At 37.3% G+C, this 19,215-nt stretch carries 19 protein-coding genes and 2 riboswitches; of the genes, 6 read left to right on the forward strand and 13 right to left on the reverse strand.

What is annotated here, in order from left to right; all coding sequences use genetic code 11:
• The first annotated feature begins 60 nt into the window (after positions 1-60).
• Positions 61-1,719 (forward strand): hypothetical protein, encoded by a 1,659-nt coding sequence (locus CDZ89_RS02360; protein WP_100333136.1) that lies wholly within the window; start codon positions 61-63, stop codon positions 1,717-1,719.
• Positions 1,720-2,051: 332 nt separating this feature from the next.
• Here CDZ89_RS02360 and CDZ89_RS02370 read toward each other — a convergent pair whose 3' ends face one another.
• From CDZ89_RS02370 to CDZ89_RS02380, 3 genes are all read right to left on the reverse strand, one after another.
• A complete protein-coding gene (locus CDZ89_RS02370; RefSeq protein WP_100333138.1) occupies positions 2,052-4,046 on the reverse strand; it encodes an acyltransferase family protein in 1,995 nt (664 codons plus the stop codon).
• 128 nt (positions 4,047-4,174) lie between these two features.
• Entirely contained in the window at positions 4,175-4,672 is a 498-nt protein-coding gene (locus CDZ89_RS02375) for a sigma-70 family RNA polymerase sigma factor (RefSeq protein WP_100333139.1), read from the reverse strand.
• Between the two features lie 390 nt (positions 4,673-5,062).
• Positions 5,063-7,132 (reverse strand): cell wall-binding repeat-containing protein, encoded by a 2,070-nt coding sequence (locus CDZ89_RS02380; protein ID WP_100333140.1) that lies wholly within the window; start codon positions 7,130-7,132, stop codon positions 5,063-5,065.
• 324 nt (positions 7,133-7,456) lie between these two features.
• On the opposite strand from CDZ89_RS02380, the gene CDZ89_RS02385 reads away from it, so the two are divergent.
• From CDZ89_RS02385 to CDZ89_RS20250, 3 genes are all read left to right on the forward strand, one after another.
• Positions 7,457-7,687 (forward strand): hypothetical protein, encoded by a 231-nt coding sequence (locus CDZ89_RS02385; protein WP_100333141.1) that lies wholly within the window; start codon positions 7,457-7,459, stop codon positions 7,685-7,687.
• 404 nt (positions 7,688-8,091) lie between these two features.
• Complete coding sequence (locus CDZ89_RS02395) at positions 8,092-8,526, forward strand: N-acetylmuramoyl-L-alanine amidase (protein WP_100333143.1); 435 nt, start codon at positions 8,092-8,094, stop codon at positions 8,524-8,526.
• 247 nt (positions 8,527-8,773) lie between these two features.
• A riboswitch (cyclic di-GMP riboswitch) is annotated at positions 8,774-8,866 on the forward strand.
• Between the two features lie 40 nt (positions 8,867-8,906).
• Positions 8,907-9,029 (forward strand): hypothetical protein, encoded by a 123-nt coding sequence (locus CDZ89_RS20250; protein ID WP_264755078.1) that lies wholly within the window; start codon positions 8,907-8,909, stop codon positions 9,027-9,029.
• A gap of 460 nt (positions 9,030-9,489) precedes the next feature.
• Here CDZ89_RS20250 and CDZ89_RS02400 read toward each other — a convergent pair whose 3' ends face one another.
• From CDZ89_RS02400 to CDZ89_RS02440, 9 genes are all read right to left on the reverse strand, one after another.
• Complete coding sequence (locus tag CDZ89_RS02400) at positions 9,490-10,437, reverse strand: type II secretion system F family protein (RefSeq protein WP_100333144.1); 948 nt, start codon at positions 10,435-10,437, stop codon at positions 9,490-9,492.
• Positions 10,438-10,441: 4 nt separating this feature from the next.
• Positions 10,442-11,407 carry a type II secretion system F family protein gene (locus CDZ89_RS02405; RefSeq protein WP_096156527.1) on the reverse strand — a complete coding sequence of 322 codons (966 nt, stop codon included), beginning with the start codon at positions 11,405-11,407 and terminating at the stop codon, positions 10,442-10,444.
• Between the two features lie 5 nt (positions 11,408-11,412).
• The gene (locus CDZ89_RS02410) at positions 11,413-12,762 is read right to left on the reverse strand and encodes a TadA family conjugal transfer-associated ATPase (protein WP_100333145.1); all 1,350 of its coding nucleotides are present in this window, start codon (positions 12,760-12,762) and stop codon (positions 11,413-11,415) included.
• A 213-nt stretch (positions 12,763-12,975) separates the two neighbouring features.
• The gene (locus CDZ89_RS02415) at positions 12,976-14,163 is read right to left on the reverse strand and encodes a CpaE/TadZ family protein (protein ID WP_100333146.1); all 1,188 of its coding nucleotides are present in this window, start codon (positions 14,161-14,163) and stop codon (positions 12,976-12,978) included.
• The gene (gene cpaB / locus CDZ89_RS02420) at positions 14,160-14,768 is read right to left on the reverse strand and encodes a Flp pilus assembly protein CpaB (RefSeq protein WP_100333147.1); all 609 of its coding nucleotides are present in this window, start codon (positions 14,766-14,768) and stop codon (positions 14,160-14,162) included. Before cpaB ends, CDZ89_RS02415 begins: the two co-directional genes overlap by 4 nt.
• A 92-nt stretch (positions 14,769-14,860) precedes the next feature.
• Positions 14,861-15,766, reverse strand: a complete 906-nt coding sequence (locus CDZ89_RS02425; protein ID WP_157842663.1) for a TadE/TadG family type IV pilus assembly protein — start codon at positions 15,764-15,766, stop codon at positions 14,861-14,863.
• Between the two features lie 2 nt (positions 15,767-15,768).
• The gene (locus CDZ89_RS02430) at positions 15,769-16,155 is read right to left on the reverse strand and encodes a TadE/TadG family type IV pilus assembly protein (protein WP_096156532.1); all 387 of its coding nucleotides are present in this window, start codon (positions 16,153-16,155) and stop codon (positions 15,769-15,771) included.
• On the reverse strand, positions 16,152-16,643 hold the full coding sequence (locus CDZ89_RS02435) for an A24 family peptidase (RefSeq protein WP_100333148.1): 492 nt from the start codon (positions 16,641-16,643) through the stop codon (positions 16,152-16,154). Before CDZ89_RS02435 ends, CDZ89_RS02430 begins: the two co-directional genes overlap by 4 nt.
• 99 nt (positions 16,644-16,742) lie before the next feature.
• Positions 16,743-16,934, reverse strand: coding sequence for a Flp family type IVb pilin (locus CDZ89_RS02440; RefSeq protein ID WP_319830024.1), 192 nt, complete (start codon positions 16,932-16,934; stop codon positions 16,743-16,745).
• Between the two features lie 92 nt (positions 16,935-17,026).
• A riboswitch (cyclic di-GMP riboswitch) is annotated at positions 17,027-17,115 on the reverse strand.
• 281 nt (positions 17,116-17,396) lie between these two features.
• On the opposite strand from CDZ89_RS02440, the gene CDZ89_RS02445 reads away from it, so the two are divergent.
• Positions 17,397-17,741, forward strand: a complete 345-nt coding sequence (locus tag CDZ89_RS02445; protein WP_100333150.1) for a DUF192 domain-containing protein — start codon at positions 17,397-17,399, stop codon at positions 17,739-17,741.
• A 132-nt stretch (positions 17,742-17,873) separates the two neighbouring features.
• Positions 17,874-18,011 (forward strand): hypothetical protein, encoded by a 138-nt coding sequence (locus CDZ89_RS19515; RefSeq protein ID WP_157842664.1) that lies wholly within the window; start codon positions 17,874-17,876, stop codon positions 18,009-18,011.
• A gap of 92 nt (positions 18,012-18,103) precedes the next feature.
• On the opposite strand, the gene CDZ89_RS02450 is transcribed toward CDZ89_RS19515, so the two are convergent.
• Positions 18,104-19,072 carry a nuclease-related domain-containing protein gene (locus CDZ89_RS02450; RefSeq protein ID WP_100333151.1) on the reverse strand — a complete coding sequence of 323 codons (969 nt, stop codon included), beginning with the start codon at positions 19,070-19,072 and terminating at the stop codon, positions 18,104-18,106.
• Positions 19,073-19,215: the final 143 nt, after the last annotated feature.

Consider the following 19,215-nt stretch of genomic DNA (forward strand, 5'->3'; position numbering starts at 1 on the left):
ATGGAAGGTATAAACATGATATGTTCTCCATTGGAAATCATTTTAGAAAGGGAAGTATAAATGAAAAGATCAGTACTTATAGTCATCATTGTGTCTGTATTTATTGCTATTGTTGGTGTCATAGCAATATACAAATTTAACAAAAATACATCACCAGCTAAACATGAAGAATTAACGGGAACTATTGTTACAATCCAGTTAAGTGATTCAGGTGAACTAAGCGTCGGGGACCCTTCCTATGCCTTAAATAATAAAAGGGTATATGAAAAGGAATATATTAGAGCAAAAGATATCATCACGGAATTTGACTTTGATTCAGTTGACCGAAAAAATACAATAGGCAGGATTCAAATAACAAAAAGAATTATAGACAATGGTGATTCGTTTATTTTTACAAAGTTTCATAATGATGTTTCAGAAGATGTTTCCATAACATTCCAAATGCCGTTTTTTCAAGGGAATAGATTTAATATTATTGACTTTGATGAACGTTACATTGAAAGAGTTCACGATAATACCATTGGTGTAGACCCTACCACAAATGCCATTGGGATTATTGAAGTATATAATTATGACCAATTAAGGAATAGTGTAATGTTAAGTAAAAATTATATCTCTAAAGAACTTACTACTACATATGAGAATGGAGATAGTAGCAAGTTGAGAGAGCTAGTAAGTGAGGAAAAAGATTTTAGAGTACATACTTTCAATGATCAAGTAGTATTAGAATATACACTTCATTCATTTGGAGAGGATATATCTGAGAATTGGTTCCTTATGTCTAGTAAACCTTTGTTCGAAAAAGAGGAAAACTTAACAGACTGGATTACGTATGTCATCGAAGAATATCAGCGTGCTAATAACTGGTATACTGCAGAAGGACCTTATAAAAAACTCCCATGGTCTATAGAGCCTTTCACTGAAATGGGATATGGGCGTAACCTAGGTGTGATGCAAGATAAAAGACCTTTAGATTATTATGAGAGAAGCGGAGAGCGATTCTATTATAATATAGTTATTAACTCTATCACTAACTTATTCGCATATAAAGAAGGGAAAGGTGACCTTTGGGAAACGGAGTATACAAGTACATGGCTTAAAAACAGTTATGGTTTAGTCGCACCATATGTTGATACACGTCACAATGAAAATATTGCATTATTTCTCAATAGGGCAGGTAACTTATTGTCAATAAATGAGTTAGAGAACGCCCAACAAATATACGCTAATTTCCTTGTCAACCAAGTGAAGGAAGGCAATAAAATAGTGGTTGAAGATGCATATTTAATAGCTGATTATTTTTCACCAAGTCAGCAAACTAAGACTCATGCATCATTAAATCATGCAGTCGGTGAAATGAACTTTTTATTAGATAGTTACAGGGATACAAAAAATGAACAGTATTTAGAAGTTGCACAAAACATACGTAGAGCAATTGAAACATTAGGGGAAGAATGGATTGCAGAAAATGGTGACCTCTGGTATCAAGTGAATGAAGACCTCACTTTTACTGGAACAGATTATGTGACTCTAACACTCTCTGATTTACTATTTTCCCAAAATAAGTGGGAAGAAAATAATATGGATAGAAGTGAGCTTTTTGATAAACTAATCTATTCAAAAACAACATTCTTAGTAAGTAGTGATGAAGATATCCCATCATACATGTTAGAATTATTAGAAAAGCAAGGATTCGGTAAGATTTTAAATGCCGAATAATAGAAGAAAATAATGAAAAAAGAGGCTGGGCCAAAAAAATGGTAGAAGTTGAACTTCATGAGGCCGATGAAGTTCATCTAGCCAAAAAAATCAGTTGAATTTGAACTTCATAAAGCCAATTAAGTTCTTTTGTAGAGAGTGCTTCCGGATTTTTTTACATTGGCTGATACTTTTGTTCCATCAATATAGAAAGGCCCCCAAGAACAAAAAATAGTTCTTGGGGGCCTCTTCCATTTAACTGACTGGGTTTTGTCCCATCCTCATTTGAAATTGCAATTGTAAAAAAATATTTGGAACAAACCTTAAATAGCGTAAACACCTCTGTACCTAGTTTATCTCTTAGAGATATCAAGTGCTTTCATTATTTCTCTTTTTAACGGCTCTGCAAGCGTCATAGAGTAAAGTGTACTAATATGATGATGATCACGGAATACTAAAATATTTCCTATGACAGCGTGGCATACCTCATTATCACAAAAGTATTCAGTTAGGTCAGCATAATAAACGTTATCAGGAATCCCTTCTATATCTTCCCAAGGTGGCATATCGGCTAACACTCCGGACCTCTCAACGCTACATTCCTCAGGTCCATTTGTTTCGACACATACTGGAATATCGATTTCCATTCCTGGAGTATCACGAATGGCAAATATATTAGTAACACCTTCAAACTTTCTCCACATTTCCTTGTAGCCTTCTGGAACTACATTACCACCGTATACCGTAGCCGTAGTGAAGATTAAGTCAGGCTTATTTTCCATTAAAGGTTCAATGACCAATTCATTCCACTCCATACAAGTGTCTGATAATAATCCATTGAAGTCTTCCGTTGAAAATCTGCAAGCGTCTTTATTATATACATCAATCCGTATGTTTAAGTCTGCTGCAAACTGTTCTAAGGCTGGAAACCAGTGCCCTGAGTGAGAGCCACCAACTAAGGCGATAGTATATTCAGGATTTTCAGTCTCACCATAAGAACATATTTTTACGCCTCTATCCCTCATTTTTACGTAACAACCGTCGGCATAAAAAATGGGTAACCTGCTTGTTGCATCAAGAGGTGTATCTATCGGTACGACACCTGGTGTTGCTTCTACATTTTCATATAATACCCTAGCACCAGGATAATCTTGAATCTCATACTGAGCTTTCATTTCCTCTTCCATTCTATCTAGGTAAACACTCCAGGTAAAATTCGCTACAAACACTGGTAAAGCAAAACTCAATAATATGATAGCTAACTTCCTTTTAGAATGTCTTACAGACAAATGCCTTACTGGTGATTCCAAGACTCTAGTCGTTACTAAAGACAATACGTATGTGAGTAAAAGAATAATTATTCCATCGCGAAGTGAAACGGTTTCCACCTGGAAATAAGCGAAATAGAAAATTAAAAGTGGCCAATGCCATAAATAAAATCCGTACGAGAAACTTCCGAAGTGTTGGAAAAATTTTGACCCAAGCAAACGCTTTACACCAAACTTTGCATAGTTCTCAGCAGATATTATGATAAGAATAACACCAGAAGTAGGCAACAAGGCAGCATAGCCTGGGAATACGGTCGAAACTGGTAAAAGAATACCGGTAAGTAGAATAATACCAAGCCCTAACCATCCTATAATCGTACTAATCCATTTATTTAAAGAAAGATATGGTAGTAGTAAAGCTAAAATTCCTCCTAAGCTAAATTCCCATACACGAGCGAAAGTGTCAAAATATGCCCACGGCTGATTAGTTGACGTAATATAAATGGAATATGTAATAGAGGAAATAAAAATAATAGTCAATACAGCTAACAATGTTTTACGTAAAGGGGCTTTAAACAGTTTTTGTGCAATTAAAAATGCAAGGAAAATGACAACTGGCCAAATAATATAAAACTGTCCTTGAATGGATAAAGCCCAAAAGTGTTGCAGCGGGCTTGCTGAGTTATTTTGAGCCAAGTAGTCAACTGCATCCACTGCTAACTTCCAGTTTTGAACGTATAAACCTGAAGCGAAGATTTCTGCAATTACTTGTCTCCACTGTAATTGTGGTAAAACTAAAAAGGAAAAAACAGCTGATACTAGCAAGACTAGAAAAGCAAGTGGAAATAACCTTCTTCCCAATCCTAATAAATATTCAGTATATCGAACCTTTCCTTCTTTTTCTATTTTAGCTAACAATGAGGTCGTAATTAAAAATCCAGATACGATAAAGAAGACGTCCACACCACCAGATACAGTTCCAAGCCAAATATGATATACGGCAACTAATATTGCTGCAACGGCCCGTACTCCTTCTAGTTCAGGGCGGAATTTTTTTCCTGGTATCTTTAAATCATTCATTTATATTATCTCCATTCTTCCTTATATCTGCATTTCATTACTAATATTATAATATCTACCACAACATTATCAAGGAGAATGGGGATGGGGGCCAAGTTCTCATCAATAGGAGAACATGACCCTCGTTCCTATTGTAAGTTCAATTTAATCGTTTTAATAGCCGATCTACGCCACGATTTGACGGCTGCTACAGTTGTTCCGTATTCTTCTGCAATTTCCTCTAGCTTTTTCCCTTTTAAAATGAATTCGATTAACCACCTTTTTTGATTTTCTGTCAGATTTTTTATATAGCACTCTAAATCACGGAGTTGTTCGTGGATTGTTTTGTTAGAGTGATCCGGTATAACTTCTTCTAGACCAGGCTTCCAAGAGCAATGTGTATCATAAAAGCGACGGTCTTTTTTTATCAAGTTTATTAACATTCCACGTACAGTCCAATATGCATATGTGGAGAAAGTTGCTTTACTTTCTTCGTAGCCTTTCCACGCATACCATAATGCGACAAGCCCTTCTTGATACATTTCCTCAATGTCCTCTTCCCGTACGTGTAGAGTTTGGATGATTTTATAAATTACTAACCCGTATTGTTCCACAATCATACTAAACTCTCTATCTTTTATCCCCATTTTATACACCTTTCTAAAAGTGCACTTTTCATGTTTTCCGCGGTAATTAAAAGATAAACTTCTAATATATATATGTCATATAGGTATATGGGAAGTTTGCTGAGTAAAGAGGAAGGGAAACGTTACGTTTAGCTTAGAGAATATAATGAGTATTGGTGGAGTGTAGAAGTTTTATTGAACAATTAAATGAAAAATAGGTCGACTATCCGTTCGATAGGTCAATATTTGGAGGTAAATATGGTACGGGATTTATCAAAAATTCTACTTTATGTGCATCAATGTCATATTACGGTTCGTTTAATGAAAAACGTTAATTGATGATTTAGATATACAAAAGGACGGGGTTGAAAATCTCATGAATGAGAAAATCAACCCCGTCCTTTTTCTTCTTTACTTCAAATCACTCAAAGGAATTCTTTCTACAGCATAGTACCATTTTCTATTAATTAGTAGTTCTGATAACACGATAATTTGATCATTATGGTGGTAGAGTTTGACTGTGTCACCATATGTTTCGTAAACATCTTCTATATCCCATGATTCATAATTGTATTCTACTACTAAATCAAGGAAGTCTACTGGTGTTGTAAAAAACTTATTATTATCTAAGTTAAACGTAATCGCCATAAAATCTTCCATTGTTCCTGCATAAAGCATGTCGTTATTCTGCTTCATCGTTGATCTGAAAATATGACCAAATCCATTAAATAAAAATTTTCCATCTGGTGAAATTTTAAAGTAAGGAGTCATCAGATAGTATCCGTGATATGGTGAATCATAGTAACTATTAATTACACCATTTTCTATTGTATATGCCGAAAACTTTCTAGGCGAACTATCTGTTGTGATGGAATAAATTTTAGACATAGAAGGATGCATTTCTATAAAACTAGCATGTCGTATCGTACTAGAACTTATTTCTTTACCAGTTGCAACAGAATAGCTTTTTAACGTAGTCCATTGGCCAGAACCAGAAGATACATAAACATATCCATTATTGTCAGCGACGATATCAAACGGATCGTTCGTCGTGTTAATCATTTTCGTTAATTTCATCGTATCTGTATTAATGACTGCGATGGCACCGTATTGTTGTTCATTCCACCAATAAGCACTTCTTTTTGGAGAAACAAGTGTTACAAATAACTGATTGCCTTGAACGTATATCGTCTCAGGTGAAAGATCCCACTTATGGGCTAAACTTATTTCTGTTGATTCACCTGTATGGATATGAATAGCATGTAGGCTGTTTTCTTCACCAAAAATCGTAAAGGCGATATCTTTCGTAGGATGCATTACCATATCGGTAACTGTAGCATCAAAAAGCAGTTCAATAATCGATTCTGGATGTTCAACTAGAGCATCTGCCGTATTAGATGTAATGGCTTTTTCACCACCAATAACATAAATGTTTTTAAACTTATTTAACATAAAGTACTCTGAAACAGCATCTAAAGGTTGAGATGGATGGGATAAGATAATATTTGCATTTAATTTGTTTGCTAAACCTGAAGCAGCTACAGCATCAGGATAATCTTCTTTTGTTTTACTTACAGATGTTCCGCGAACAATTAATGCATTTTCTCGTTTTGTATGATTGGCAGCAAGGTTTGTTGCATAACGGTTCGATCCAGAAAATCTAGTAATCTGTATTCCTTGCTTTTTTAACAAATTTTCTACTTCATCACTAATTGCTACTTTTCCTCCATATATATATACCTCTTGAATTGAAGATGGTAAATGAACAGGTAAAGTTTTACTTGTTGCTAGATAAATAGGAAGTTTTTCAATTGCTGAGATTCCAGAAGCTGATAATGCATCTGCTACTGTAAGTCCATTTACTAGAATAGCAACTTTCCCTTGATGAAGCCCAGCGTGTTCATTTATTTTAGAGGCTGTATGAAAACGGGAAGATCCTGAAATCCTTATTGGTTTCATACCTAATTCTTCAATCGATCGGATGACCTTTTCATTTATTGCGCTTGTTCCGCCTAGAACTAATACATCCTTTGTATTTAGCCTTTTAAGTTCTCTAATTACAAGTTCATCTAAATTATGTGACGGAGTTAGTAAGATAGGTGCATTTTTCACACCAGCCAAACCTGCTGCCGCTAATGCATCCGCTGGGTCATCAGCTCTTGCTAAGATAACGGTGTTTGATTGTGTCCATCCTTTTTTAGATAACTGGACAGCAGTATCGATACGACTAACACCGGACAATCGAGTATAGCGAGAAAAATAGCCATCTTCATTTAGTGTTTCACCAGTATACATAGACTCTTTTTGTACATATTGAAAAGATGAATCATTTATCGAACTTTCTTTAAGAAGTTGCTCGGAGTCTATGATTGAGCTAGCATCAAATTTCTTAACTCCAGTAGCACCCACACTCGTTGCAAATAGACCACTAAAAACAAGAACAACCACACACGTTAACAAAAACAATTTTTTGTTGAACATTCTATTAACTCTCCCGTTTTACATAAAGTAATAAGGTCAGCCTATGCAACTCTGCCCATATTCTAATGTAATTTTATTGGAAAAGAGATAGAAAGAATATAGGTACTTTAGCATATATTTTTGCAAAATATTGCAAATCAGATAAAATGTTCCTCTCCCAACTTGTAATATATCTTACTTCATCTTAGGATAAATAGGTAGGTCTATAGCACTATTCGGCTATAAAAACAAATACATTTTACCCGATAATTGCTCGATAAAGGAAATAATTATGATAAAATTAGACAAATAGCAACAATTTTTTTGATGATGGGGACATAATAAGTGCAAACAAATATACAAAAAGTAGGATGCATTCTATTATTCTATATTTTCAGTGGTGTTAACTTAGTTGGATGTGAAAAGGAAAAAAAGCTAGCAGATAGTTTTGAAGAATTATCTTTTAAAAATAAGGTAAGCAAAGAAGTAGAACTTAAACAGGAAGAAGAGCAGAAGTTAGTAGCAGCTAGGGTACAAGAGTTAAAAGAAATCGAGCGTAAAAAACAAGAGGAATAAGAACAAAAGATAAAAGAAGAAACCCAACTTCAAAAGGAATTACAAGAATTAGCGAAAAGAGAAAAAGCATTACAGGAAGAAAACGAGCGTAAAAAGTTAGAGGAACAAAAACAAAAAGAAGAACAGGAAAGAAAACAACGAGAGAAAACTACACAACAAGAAGAACGTAAAGTAGCAGAAAAGCCACAAAATAAAGAGCAAGTAGTGAAGCCTGCTGTACAAACTGCCTCCGCAACTTCTTCGAAAGTAGTAGAACCAACATATCTTAATGCTTCTCCAAGCATAAAAACAATAGAATCCTTACTTCCACCAGAAAACTCAAGAGAACGAGAGACGGAAGTCTCGCATGTAATGCTTCACTTCATGAGTAACGGTGCTGTAAAACCTAACGATCTCCGTACAATATGAAGGATATTCGTCATCTATTCATACAATATGGGGTATCAGCACATTATGTAATAGATCGGAATGGTATTATTCATCGTTTTGTAAAAGAGGACCGTGTGGCTTTTCATGCGGGACCAGGAAATCTGCCAGGATTACCACATGTCGCGAACAAGATGAACGATTACTCCAGTGGAATTGAACTATTAGCAATTGGAACTCGCCATGAGATGTTAACAATGCTTCCAAACTTTCCTTATGATGCCATTGCACCCACTCACGTTGGCTACACTACAGAACAATATAAGTCACTAAACGCATTATTAAACGATATTTACAACAGATACCCAACAATCTCAAAGTCTCGTAAACAAGTAATCGGGCACGATGAATATGCTCCAGGTAGAAAAACAGACCCAGGGGAACTATTTGATTGGTCAAAGATAGGATTTTAAATAGAAGTGGGGACGGGGTTTTTCACGTTTTAACAAATGTGACAGAAACCCAGTCCCCATTTCACCATTCCTAGAGGAATACATTCTTATAGGAATATTTGTTGAAAAGAGAACTCGAAAAGTATTAAAATTCAAATGTAGCTTGAATGATTCAAACGAACTACAATTCATTAATAACCCTAGGAATATAGTTCTTTTTACACGTTGAAAGAATGTCGAGTCTTGTCGATAATTAAAAATAGAAAATCGTACGAACGGGCAAAGCCATTGAAAAATGGTGACGCAAAACTATAGGGGCTAACGTTACATTCACTAAAAATCATGCCAGCCAGTTGCCGAATACAACCTCCGTACGATACAAAAAATAGGAGGCAATTTCCATGAAAATCATACACAAATTCTTTTCTACGTATTATTCCATCTTAATTAACGACTGTTTAGATGATCACTTAAAAGAGCAACTAAAAAAGAAGCGTACATACCACAATATGAAGTTGTTTTGAAAAATAGGGACGGGGTTAATTCTTATAAGGAGAAATTAACTCCGTCCCCATTTATTTTCCCCCGAAAAGATGAACTTTTGGTTTTTTAAAATCCAGGTGTGTAGCAAACTATGTATTTAATTATGTTTACAGATCAGTATTTTGGTTCAATCGGCGAAAAATGCGTTTCTATCGGCGAAAACCTGGAATTTATCAGCGGAAATTACAACTTTATCGGCGATAATAAGTAATCAATCGGCGAGTACTAGAGCGTTATCGGTGAACTAGCAGTAATATCGGCGAAAATCATGCGAAATCAGCGGAAACGAAACCAAAAAAGAGCGCAACTTCTAAAGTAACACCCTACTAATTATAGATGTGAAACGGGGACGTGGTTCACTTCTCAATATGAGGAAAATAGGGACGGGGTTTGATTTCACATTCAGCGGAATGTGAAGCCAAATCCCGTCCCCATTTTAGATCACATAAACTGCATAACCAAATTAACAACTACTGGGCCCAGTAAGACGATAAATAGAGTAGGGAAGATGAATAGTACCATAGGAATGAGCATTTTTACGGGTGCTTTCATCGCTTGTTCTTTCGCGGTGAAACGTTGCTTTTCACGAATTCTTACCGTTTGTGTTCTCAGCACTTTACTTAATCCAATCCCCATTTGATCTGCTTGAATAATCGATCCCATCACACTTCGTAAAAAGTCGGACGGAACTCTGTCTCGTAATTCTACAAACGCTTGCCGACGAGATTTTCCTAGCTTCATATCTTCTAAAGCGTACAAGAACTCATCAGACAAAGGTGTTTTCATTTGGCTGCACACTTTTTTCAAGGCGCTATCAAGCCCCATGCCCGCCTCGATGGAAATGTTCAGCATATCAAAAAAATCAGGCATTGCTTTGTCAATCAACTTTGTACGATGTTTGCTTTTTGCCACTAAATAATAGTTAATATAAAAATAGACAAAAAATCCGCCAATTCCACCTAAAAAAACAACTTTTAGTTTCTCATCAGAAGTAGGTAAAAATAACAATAAAAATAAGGAGAAAACAAGTAAAGGTAATAGTGTTCGTGCTAATACAAAGTCACTTACGGACATGCCGAACGGATACCCTGCTGCTTGTAGTTTTTTCTCTAATTCCATCCTTTTTTGCTTTGGCAACTTACCAGCAGCCATTTGTCTAAGGTTAACAAATGCAGGTTTCACAACGCGATGAAACAACGAGCGGTTCTTGCCATCTAGTTCTTGTACATCCCCCTCTATAGAAGTCTTTCCGCTAGATAAATGGGAGCTTAAATAAGGCTGTACTCTGCGATATACCGTCCATTTGTTTTTATTTATGCGAAATAAGAGAAGAAACCCAACGCTTGAGAAAAAAAGAAAAGAAAAGAGCCATAGTAAAAAATTAATCATCTCATCACACCTCGATTGTTACGACCTTTTGGATAAAAATCCATCCTAATGTAGCGGAAAATATGCCACCGCCTAACAGTGCCCAGCCTAAAGGATGGGTAAGCATTGGGGAAAAGTAATCGGCACTCATTACGTTTAAAATCAAACCTAGCGCAACAGGCAATAGCGATATGACGGTTGCGGACATTCGACCTTGTGCAGTAAGTGCTTTTAATTCTTCTTTCATCCGCACACGTTCGGTAATTGTTTCTTGTATTGTTTCTAGAATTAATGCTAAATTACCACCTGTTGAACGCTGAATTAATACAGCGGTTAAAACCATTTCTAAGTCTTGATTTGGCAACCTTAATAATAAATTTTCAAAAGCCTTTTCCACTGACACTCCTAAGTTAATTTCTCGGATAGTCTTTTGAAACTCCATCCCGATTGGGTCCGGCATTTCTTTTGATACAAGTTGCAACGCCTGCATAAAACTAAACCCTGATTTCATGGCAGTTGCCATTATTTCCAACACTTGTGGAAGTTGTGATCCGCTTGCTGCTACCCGAACTTTCTTTTTTCTCCGAATGTACATAGTAGGAATGTTCCAACATAAAAAACCTAGAATTAACGTAAATAAAAAATGGACCCCAAACAGTAAAGGAATAAGAAATGCAACAGCAAAACAAAAGATTCGTATCACTAAAAATTCTTCTACTTTTAAAGGTAACCCAGCGCTTTCGATTTCCGCTTCTAATCTATTTCGCTTCACTTCATTCGTTTTGATGTTTTTAGATAATAGGCCCACTAAATCTTTAAGTGAAGAACGTTTCGCTCTTCTTCTTTTTTGTTGCTTTGTATCAACTGCTTCTAGCCGCTCCTTCGGGATAAATTGTTGAATTCTTCGTTTTACCTTTAATTTTTTTTCGGCAAAAGCGGTCAGTAAAAAACCGAATGTAAGAGTGGATAATATAAAAATAATTACAACCATTGTCGTCACTCTCCATTGAACCAATGTCCAGGTAGATCATAGCCGTATTTCGCTAGTTTTTCTGCATAATAAGGGCGAATGCCAGTTGCAACATGTTTACCAACCACTTTGCCCGTCTCCGTAGTAGCAGCTTGTTTATACGTGAAAATATCTTGTAATGTAATCGTTTCGCCTTCCATTCCGATTACTTCGGTTACACTGACTACTTTACGACTACCATCTTTCAATCTAGACTGCTGAATAATTAAATCTACCGCACCTGCAATTTGCTCGCGAATCGCTCGAATTGGTAAGTCCATTCCGGCCATTAATACCATCGTTTCTAAACGGGACAACATTTCACGAGGGGAGTTCGAGTGTCCAGTGGCAAGAGAGCCATCGTGCCCTGTGTTCATTGCTTGTAACATATCCAATGCCTCGCCACCACGAACCTCTCCGATCACAACGCGGTCTGGTCGCATCCGTAACGAGTTTTTTACTAAATCACGAATCGTCACAGCACCTTTTCCTTCAATGTTAGGAGGGCGAGTTTCTAAAGAAACAACATGGTCTTGCAGCATTTGAAGCTCAGCGGCATCTTCTATGGTAACGATTCGTTCATCGTGCGGGATAAAAGAAGATAGAACGTTTAGCAAACTTGTCTTCCCACTACCAGTTCCTCCACTGATAAAAATGTTCAACCGAGCTTTTACACACGCATCTAAAAATTGAGCCATTTCATCCGTAAGAGAACCGAACCGTACTAAATCCTCAATTTGTAGGCGGTTCGTTGGAAACTTACGAATCGTAATCGTTGGGCCAACTAGTGATAACGGAGGAATAATCGCATTTACACGCGAGCCATCCGGTAATCGTGCGTCCACCATTGGACTGCTTTCGTCTATACGGCGCCCGAGTGGAGACACTATTTTCTCTATCACCTGTAAAACATGGTCGTCATCGCGGAAGTAGTAATCGGAAAGGGTGAGCTTTCCTTTCTTCTCAACGTATATTTGATAAGGACCGTTTACCATTATTTCTGATACATCCGGGTCATTTAGAAGGGCAGAAATAGGACCGTAGCCAATCAGGTCGTTCGCCACCGTGTCAGCCAGCTGCATTTTAGATTCGAACGATAAGCGGTCGCCGGTTTCGTTTAAATATTTCATCGACTCTGTCTCAATTAATGTACTTTGTTCTTCGTCGCTTAAGCTTGTTTGTTTTTTTAACTCAGTTATGAGATGAGCTTGTAGTGCAATTTTTAAGTCGGAATCAGCGGGCTTTGCACTTTCTTTTTTAGAAGCAGAACGGTCTTGCGTGTTTTGGTTTGCTGTTGAAGAGAGAGTTTTTTCGTTTATGCGTTTTAATAGTGACATGTTTGTCTCCCCCTATTTTTCTCTTTCTTTTTCTTAACTTTTACTCTAGATACCGCTGTTGATTGGAGCGCAAGTTTCCGCTTTCCGCGGGCGGAGCGTGAGCCTCCTCAGCGCATCCGCGCCTGCGGGGTCTCACGGCTCCCGCTTGTCCCGCAGGAGTCTCCAACTTGCGCACCAGTCCACAGCTTGTTAGGTATAATACAAAAATTCTTGTTAGAAAATCCTTCTTGAAAAGAACGATAACTTTTTCTTCTTTTTGTTCATTTTTTCTTTCGGAAATGAGTCGATTACTTGTTCACATATTTTTAAGACTGCTTTTGCGACAGGTGTGCGAGAAGCTTTTAGCACAAACGGTTCGCCATTATTTATAGAAGAGATAACCGTGCGATAGTCGCTTGGAATTCGACCGCTAATAGGTAGTCCAAGTACGTCTTCAATCACTTCTTTTGTCATGCCTTCAAATTCAGAATCTCGGTTTAAAATGACTTTAATCTTTTCTTTTAATCCAAGTACGCCGAGCGTTTCCACTGCAAGCTTCCCATTTTTTAAAGCAGGTAAATCTAGAGAAGCAACGAGTAAAATGGTGTCGGAGTTTTCTAACGCTACTAAGCTTGTTTCAACGAAGGCAGGTGGTGTATCAATGACGATGTAATCATAATCTTGCTTTAATACATCTAACAAATAGGAGATATGTTCGCCTGTAATGAGCTCGGCAAACTCAGGCAAGTCTGGTGCTGCTAAAATATCTACTCCAGCCTTCGTTCTCATCATAAATTTGCTGTAGGACTTGTCTCCATTTTCGTATGACAGCTTTACCCAATCATAAATGGAATGGTCAATTGACTGGTCTAACAACAAAGCAACATCACCAAATTGTAAATCTAAATCAACTAGTGCTACTCTCACATTATGTTTGCTTAATGAGGCAGCTAAGTTGACAGAAATCGTTGTTTTACCAACCCCGCCTTTTGTACTACAAACAGTAATGATTTTTGCTTCTTTTTTATTTTTACTGCTTTCATCTAGCTCCACTTTTTGTTGTACGACTTTTTCTGCTCTCTGAATCGAATCAATGACTTCCGATTCCTCACATTCAATATCTAATACGTCGACAGCTCCTACGAACATTGCTTTTTTAAAATCTATCTCTTTTTGTTGGAGCAAAAGAATTACTGCTGTTAACGGATAGGTGCGTGATAAGTCTTGACATAGCTCGTAAGGATCTTGCGCAGTGTGTGGTCCGATAATAATAACTGTTCCATTAGTAGGCGTGGCAAGATCTGCTCGCAAATCTGCCATCACATCGTAAATGGTGCTTGGCTTTTTTATTTCATCTAACATCATCTTAATGGCGTCGGAGTACATTCTTTTTTCGGATAAAATAAAATAGTTTATTCTCATTGTAAGGAACTTCCTTCTATCATTTGATCCGTTGAAATTCGTACATTGTGTATGGACTCATCACCGTCGCCTCTAAGCATTAATGTGTATTCTCCGAGTTCTCTTGCAAAGGTTAAAGAAGCTCCTTCTTTAGGTGTTACTTCTAACGTTACTAAATAGTAAGGTTCTTCATTTGTCTCAATTTCGTTCCCGTTTTCGTCTACTTCAACTTTTTCGTCAATTGTATTGCCAACAGCCAAAACTTTTTTGTTTTGTAATAATAAATGAGCGGTGGTAGCATCTCCAATAGGCATTGGCAGGACTACAACTACATCAACATAAGAACCAGGACGAACGAAGCTAGATACGCTTTGTGCTTCATTCACAGGAATGGATATAGCACGCATTCCTTCTTGAATTTCCATTTGAGGTTTTTCTTCTGTTGTTTCTAACGGCTCATCGGCTTCTTCGTTTTCCGCTTCGTCCGTTTTCTCCTCTTCTATTGGAGGAGTAGTAGTTGGTGAAGCTTGATTAGGACCTGTTTTGCCTGAAATAGCTATGATAAAAACAATGGATGTGAGTAATCCGAAAATGAGCGCTAGTATCCATATTTTTTTCGTATTCATGATGACATCACCTTTTTTAGTTGGTTAGTTGGTTAGTGATTAGTGGTTAGATAATCGCTAGCAGCTAACGGCTAACCACTAACTACTGTCCACTATTCAGATAGTTTCATTCCGTACGTGCCGTAGTTAGGCTGAACCGATGATGTTCCGCCTTCTTTTGTGAATTGGATAAATCGGCCGCTTACTTCTGCGCCGTCACTTGTAGAGGAAACGGCTTCTAGGAAAAATGTAGCAAAGCCGATCACTTTTACTTGTTTAATTTGATTCGAACTAATTTCTACTGGCTCAATGACAGGAATAAGTACTACTCTCGCGCAATCGGGTAAATAATTCTCATACGTTGCTTGTGGACATTTATTAATGCGTGATTCCACGGCTCTAACAGTAGGATTCGCCATTCTACCAGTTTCCGTATTCAATACGTCATTTACATTTAATTCGTGTTGATACCCATAGGTTAAATCTGTTTCGTACAACCTTGCTCCTGTACCAGTTAAAGCAAGAGCTCCGAAGTTCCCGCTTGCCGACTCACTTACTTTTAACACTTGATGTGTTCCGAAACTTAAGTTTTGGTCTTTAGAAATCCCTAAAGGAATCGCACCTTTTCCTGATGTTAACGCATGTAATGTCACTTTTGCAGAAGCAACAATGTCTGGGCCAGTAACGCCAAATAAAGTGGCGAAGTAAAAAGTCCCTACAGTAGAACCAGTAACCTCTAGCACCGTATTTAACTCGTTCGTGCTAGTGTGGAAGTTAGATGGATCTCCTCCATTCAACGTAATTGTTTTGGCGACGGCCGTTCTAGCCCTATCAAAGCTATCAGGCAACTCTTGCGCACCAGCTAGTACCGCGGCATCAACCATTTTTTGCAAACGGTTTTTTTCCAAATAAATAGAACCCATATCTACTACTAATCCGACACAGCCGAGTAGAATCGTCATAAAGAGAGCGACTAATACGATAACGGCGCCATCTTCTTGCTTCCAAATTTTCTTCATAATCATTCCACCCTCATGACGGTTTTGGAGCGAACGTAGAGAGGATCACCTAGAGTTGCTTTGAAAGCAGGGAATAGAAAGGACACAGGATAAGTTGCTTCGACGGTTACATATGTCCCGCGCGTTCGTTGTTGTGCTTGCGTTGGAGAAATAGTGATGGAGATGTTATTCGATTGTAAGGAAGGAGCGGAATCTTTAAATCGTATTTGAATCTGCTCATTCGTTCCCCCAACACTAGCCATCCGAGCGGCTTCCCTTCCAGCATGTTCCATTGTCAAGTAAGCATGAAAAATACGTCCAAAGTCTACAATACCGAATAATAATATTAGTAAGACGGTTAAGGAGATGGCGAGTTCGACCGTTGCTTGTCCTTTTTCATTCTTGATCATAAGTAGCTCACTCCCGCATAGCAAACGGTCCCGAGAAAAATGGCCACACCATACGGAAACGCCTTGTGAAACTCGTCCTTGCTCACCCCGTCAAGCGTTCCTAATTTTGCAAAGAAAAAAATACGCTTTAATGTACTGCCTAATTCTTTTTTTCTCATTAGGAGGAAAAAGGCGATTAGACCGCCTAACAGTGCTATATATAGAAAGGAATAAAAAGTAAATATTGCGCCTTGAAGCGCCCCGACCGCCATTAGGAGTTTCACATCTCCTGCAGCCATCCCGCCTAATGCGTAAGGAATGACGAGAAGCGCAAATCCAGTTAGAATGCCTAGAACACTAAATGTAAAACCGTCGAGACCATTTGTAATGGTGTTCAGGACAAGTCCTAAAAGCATCGCCGGAAAGGTCACGATGTTTAATATTTTCCGGTCTTTTACATCTGTATAAAGAGAAATCGTCAAGGCGATTAGTAAGATGATCATTGTCATGTCGTTCACCTCAAATTAGAAAAACCCCCACTTTCATGTGAAAAATGGCTGAAAGTAAGGGGTTTGGTTTTCTGGATAAAAACAAATACTGGTTTTAGATTATCCTGCAGGAGGAGTTGTGCTAGAAGGGAATTTGCCCTTAATAGTTTCAAAGAATGCTTTAAGTTCATCACCTAAAAATACTAATGCCCCTACAGCAGCTAATGCTACAAGTCCTAAAATTAACCCGTACTCTGTCATACCTTGACCTTCTTCTTCTTTGAAGAAACGTTTGATTTGGTTCGTCATCATAAATCCATCCTCTCTAAAATTGTTATAATTTGGAAGTTATTGCTATAAAAAAATACTACTCCCGAAGAATAGTATGTAAAGTTCCTACTATTTTCGGCAACTGGCTGGCATCTCGACTTTCGTCGTATTAGCCCCTTTAGCTTTGCGTCCTAGCGTTTCCACTAGTTTGCCTTTTTCAATTTTTGTCACACATAACGTTTACTTGTTTAGTAGACTTAAAATGTTATTATGTGTAATTTCATAGTACTATGAGCTTGTCTGAACTACTATAGGCGCATGTGTCGAATTTTGTCGTGGATATTTTGGACTATAAAACGATTCTCTAGAGTTATTTGTTTTATGGGGGTCAATTTGCTAGGTTTTTACTACTATCTTCAATAGTCATATAGTATGTAATAGTAGAATTAACAGGAATGATAGATTAAAATGAATGATAAAATCTACTAAAAAGGTTGATGGAACATGTTTAAAATAAAAGATTTAGATGGAGTGGAAAGAGAAATTCCAATTACAATACTTCCTTATAATACTTTTCTAAAAAGATTAAAAGGGTTGATGTTTAGAGTAAAGCCTATACGTGAAGAAGGTATTTTACTGAAGCCATGTAATTCTATTCACATGTTCTTTATGTTTTTTGCGATAGATGTTGTATTTGTAAATGAAGAGAACGAGATTGTCTATCTGAAAGAGCACGTTAAACCGTGGACAGTAGTTTGGCCCGTTAAAGGTGCTGTCGCAGCAATCGAACTACCAACTGGCACCATCTCTAACTACTCCATAAAAACAGGCGCAACGATAAAAATGTGAAATCGGGACGGGGTTCAATTCTCATGTTGAATGAAAAGTGAACCCCGTCCCGATTGTCCTCTAGTTGGAGAAAAATAATCGAATCGAATTGTTAGTTTGCCCCGAAAAGACTTACTTTTGGGGGATTTTTTTATGGAGGTGTTCTGCAAATTTAGTTCTTTTTTAGGTTTATGGATGAAGTATTTCGGTTCTATCGGCGAAAATGAGCAGTTAATCGGCGAAAATCAGGAATCTATCGGCGAAAATGGAGGATTAATCGGCGAAAACTAGAATCCAATCGGCGACAAGAATTTTATATCGGCGAAAATCGTAGGTTATCGGCGAAATGCAAAGTGTATCAGCGGTAATAAGCCCCAGGACCATTAAATTAATGTATCGAGTAAATACTTTCTATTCTTGTAATGGCCATCTTGCTTTAAGTTCATAGATCCTAATAATCTTTTAGTTACATCAGCCGACTCTATTAAAAGTAACTCGCGAGCTTCCTTATTCGATATCTTATTTCCAAATAAATAGTAATAGTCTTTTAATGCCTCACTATGAGCCATTTTATCCGTCACCTTACATTTAGGACAAAACCATCCTTTTTGCTTTTTGATCATAGGCAAATGCGAGCAACAAGGACAAAACACTCCCATCGTTAAATCATTCTTCGTCATATTATAATTTTCTAAAATGGATTTTCTTAAAGGTGTGTGTTTTTTCAAAAGGAATTTATTTAAGGATTTAGCACTTTTATAGGAAAGGATATCCTCTTGGTACATGGAGAGTAGTTTTGATAGCTTTGTTGGAAGATAATGCGCGTGAATGACTTTCTCATAGAAACTTCGGTGAGTGTCGTTGGTTTCAATTTTAGTAGAAGAGTTAGCTACTACCACTAACGGAATGATTGGAATATCAGGAAGTTTGTTTTCGATTAACCATTTCCTTAGGCGGTATGCTTGCAGATCCACTTGAATGATGGGACACTGGTATGTTACTTCTGTATCATTATAAGTTTGAATGAGCTGATGTCCTTTTGTATCCAAAAACAACTTGCCTTTCATCGTTTTGACTTCTAAAATAGCGAGAAATTTTAAAGTTAGTAGAAGTAAGTCAACCTGGAAATAAAACTTGTTTTCTCGTAATCGAAGGTAGTGGTAAATGTAGAAAGTGTTCTCAGGTAGCATTTGAAAGTAGTAATCAAGTGAATGTTCTCCCTTGTATCCTTTCGAATATGTTACTAAGTCTTTCTGGATAAAGGGTAGTTTAGGATATGCTGGGTTTGTTCTTCTCTCCAGTGAGGTGAGTTGGTGTACATTATAGGGAATTTCGTACGGTTTTCCTAACATAGTTTCACTCCTTTTCGTAATTTCAAAAAAAATATATAACAAATAGAGAGGAAAATCTACTAATTTAAGAGAATTTTCCGATAAAAATTAGACGGTAGTGGAAGGATTAGGTTTAATCGACGGAAAAAGACGGAATCTACTAT

The organism is Bacillus alkalisoli (genome assembly GCF_002797415.1).
Lineage (GTDB): Bacteria > Bacillota > Bacilli > Bacillales > Bacillaceae_I > Bacillus_CD > Bacillus_CD alkalisoli.

Coding starts and splice junctions, on each gene's coding strand:
- CDZ89_RS02380 (WP_100333140.1), bottom strand. CDS start 7,132: ATGTTCAACAAAAAATTGTTTTTGTTAACGTGTGTGGTTGTTCTTGTT.
- CDZ89_RS02445 (WP_100333150.1), top strand. CDS start 17,397: ATGTTTAAAATAAAAGATTTAGATGGAGTGGAAAGAGAAATTCCAATT.
- CDZ89_RS02370 (WP_100333138.1), bottom strand. CDS start 4,046: ATGAATGATTTAAAGATACCAGGAAAAAAATTCCGCCCTGAACTAGAA.
- CDZ89_RS02415 (WP_100333146.1), bottom strand. CDS start 14,163: ATGAGAATAAACTATTTTATTTTATCCGAAAAAAGAATGTACTCCGAC.
- CDZ89_RS02360 (WP_100333136.1), top strand. CDS start 61: ATGAAAAGATCAGTACTTATAGTCATCATTGTGTCTGTATTTATTGCT.
- CDZ89_RS02410 (WP_100333145.1), bottom strand. CDS start 12,762: ATGTCACTATTAAAACGCATAAACGAAAAAACTCTCTCTTCAACAGCA.
- CDZ89_RS02425 (WP_157842663.1), bottom strand. CDS start 15,766: ATGAAGAAAATTTGGAAGCAAGAAGATGGCGCCGTTATCGTATTAGTC.
- CDZ89_RS02395 (WP_100333143.1), top strand. CDS start 8,092: ATGAAGGATATTCGTCATCTATTCATACAATATGGGGTATCAGCACAT.
- CDZ89_RS19515 (WP_157842664.1), top strand. CDS start 17,874: ATGGAGGTGTTCTGCAAATTTAGTTCTTTTTTAGGTTTATGGATGAAG.
- CDZ89_RS02430 (WP_096156532.1), bottom strand. CDS start 16,155: ATGATCAAGAATGAAAAAGGACAAGCAACGGTCGAACTCGCCATCTCC.
- CDZ89_RS20250 (WP_264755078.1), top strand. CDS start 8,907: ATGAAAATCATACACAAATTCTTTTCTACGTATTATTCCATCTTAATT.
- CDZ89_RS02375 (WP_100333139.1), bottom strand. CDS start 4,672: ATGGGGATAAAAGATAGAGAGTTTAGTATGATTGTGGAACAATACGGG.
- cpaB (WP_100333147.1), bottom strand. CDS start 14,768: ATGAATACGAAAAAAATATGGATACTAGCGCTCATTTTCGGATTACTC.
- CDZ89_RS02400 (WP_100333144.1), bottom strand. CDS start 10,437: ATGATTAATTTTTTACTATGGCTCTTTTCTTTTCTTTTTTTCTCAAGC.
- CDZ89_RS02440 (WP_319830024.1), bottom strand. CDS start 16,934: ATGATGACGAACCAAATCAAACGTTTCTTCAAAGAAGAAGAAGGTCAA.
- CDZ89_RS02405 (WP_096156527.1), bottom strand. CDS start 11,407: ATGGTTGTAATTATTTTTATATTATCCACTCTTACATTCGGTTTTTTA.
- CDZ89_RS02450 (WP_100333151.1), bottom strand. CDS start 19,072: ATGTTAGGAAAACCGTACGAAATTCCCTATAATGTACACCAACTCACC.
- CDZ89_RS02435 (WP_100333148.1), bottom strand. CDS start 16,643: ATGACAATGATCATCTTACTAATCGCCTTGACGATTTCTCTTTATACA.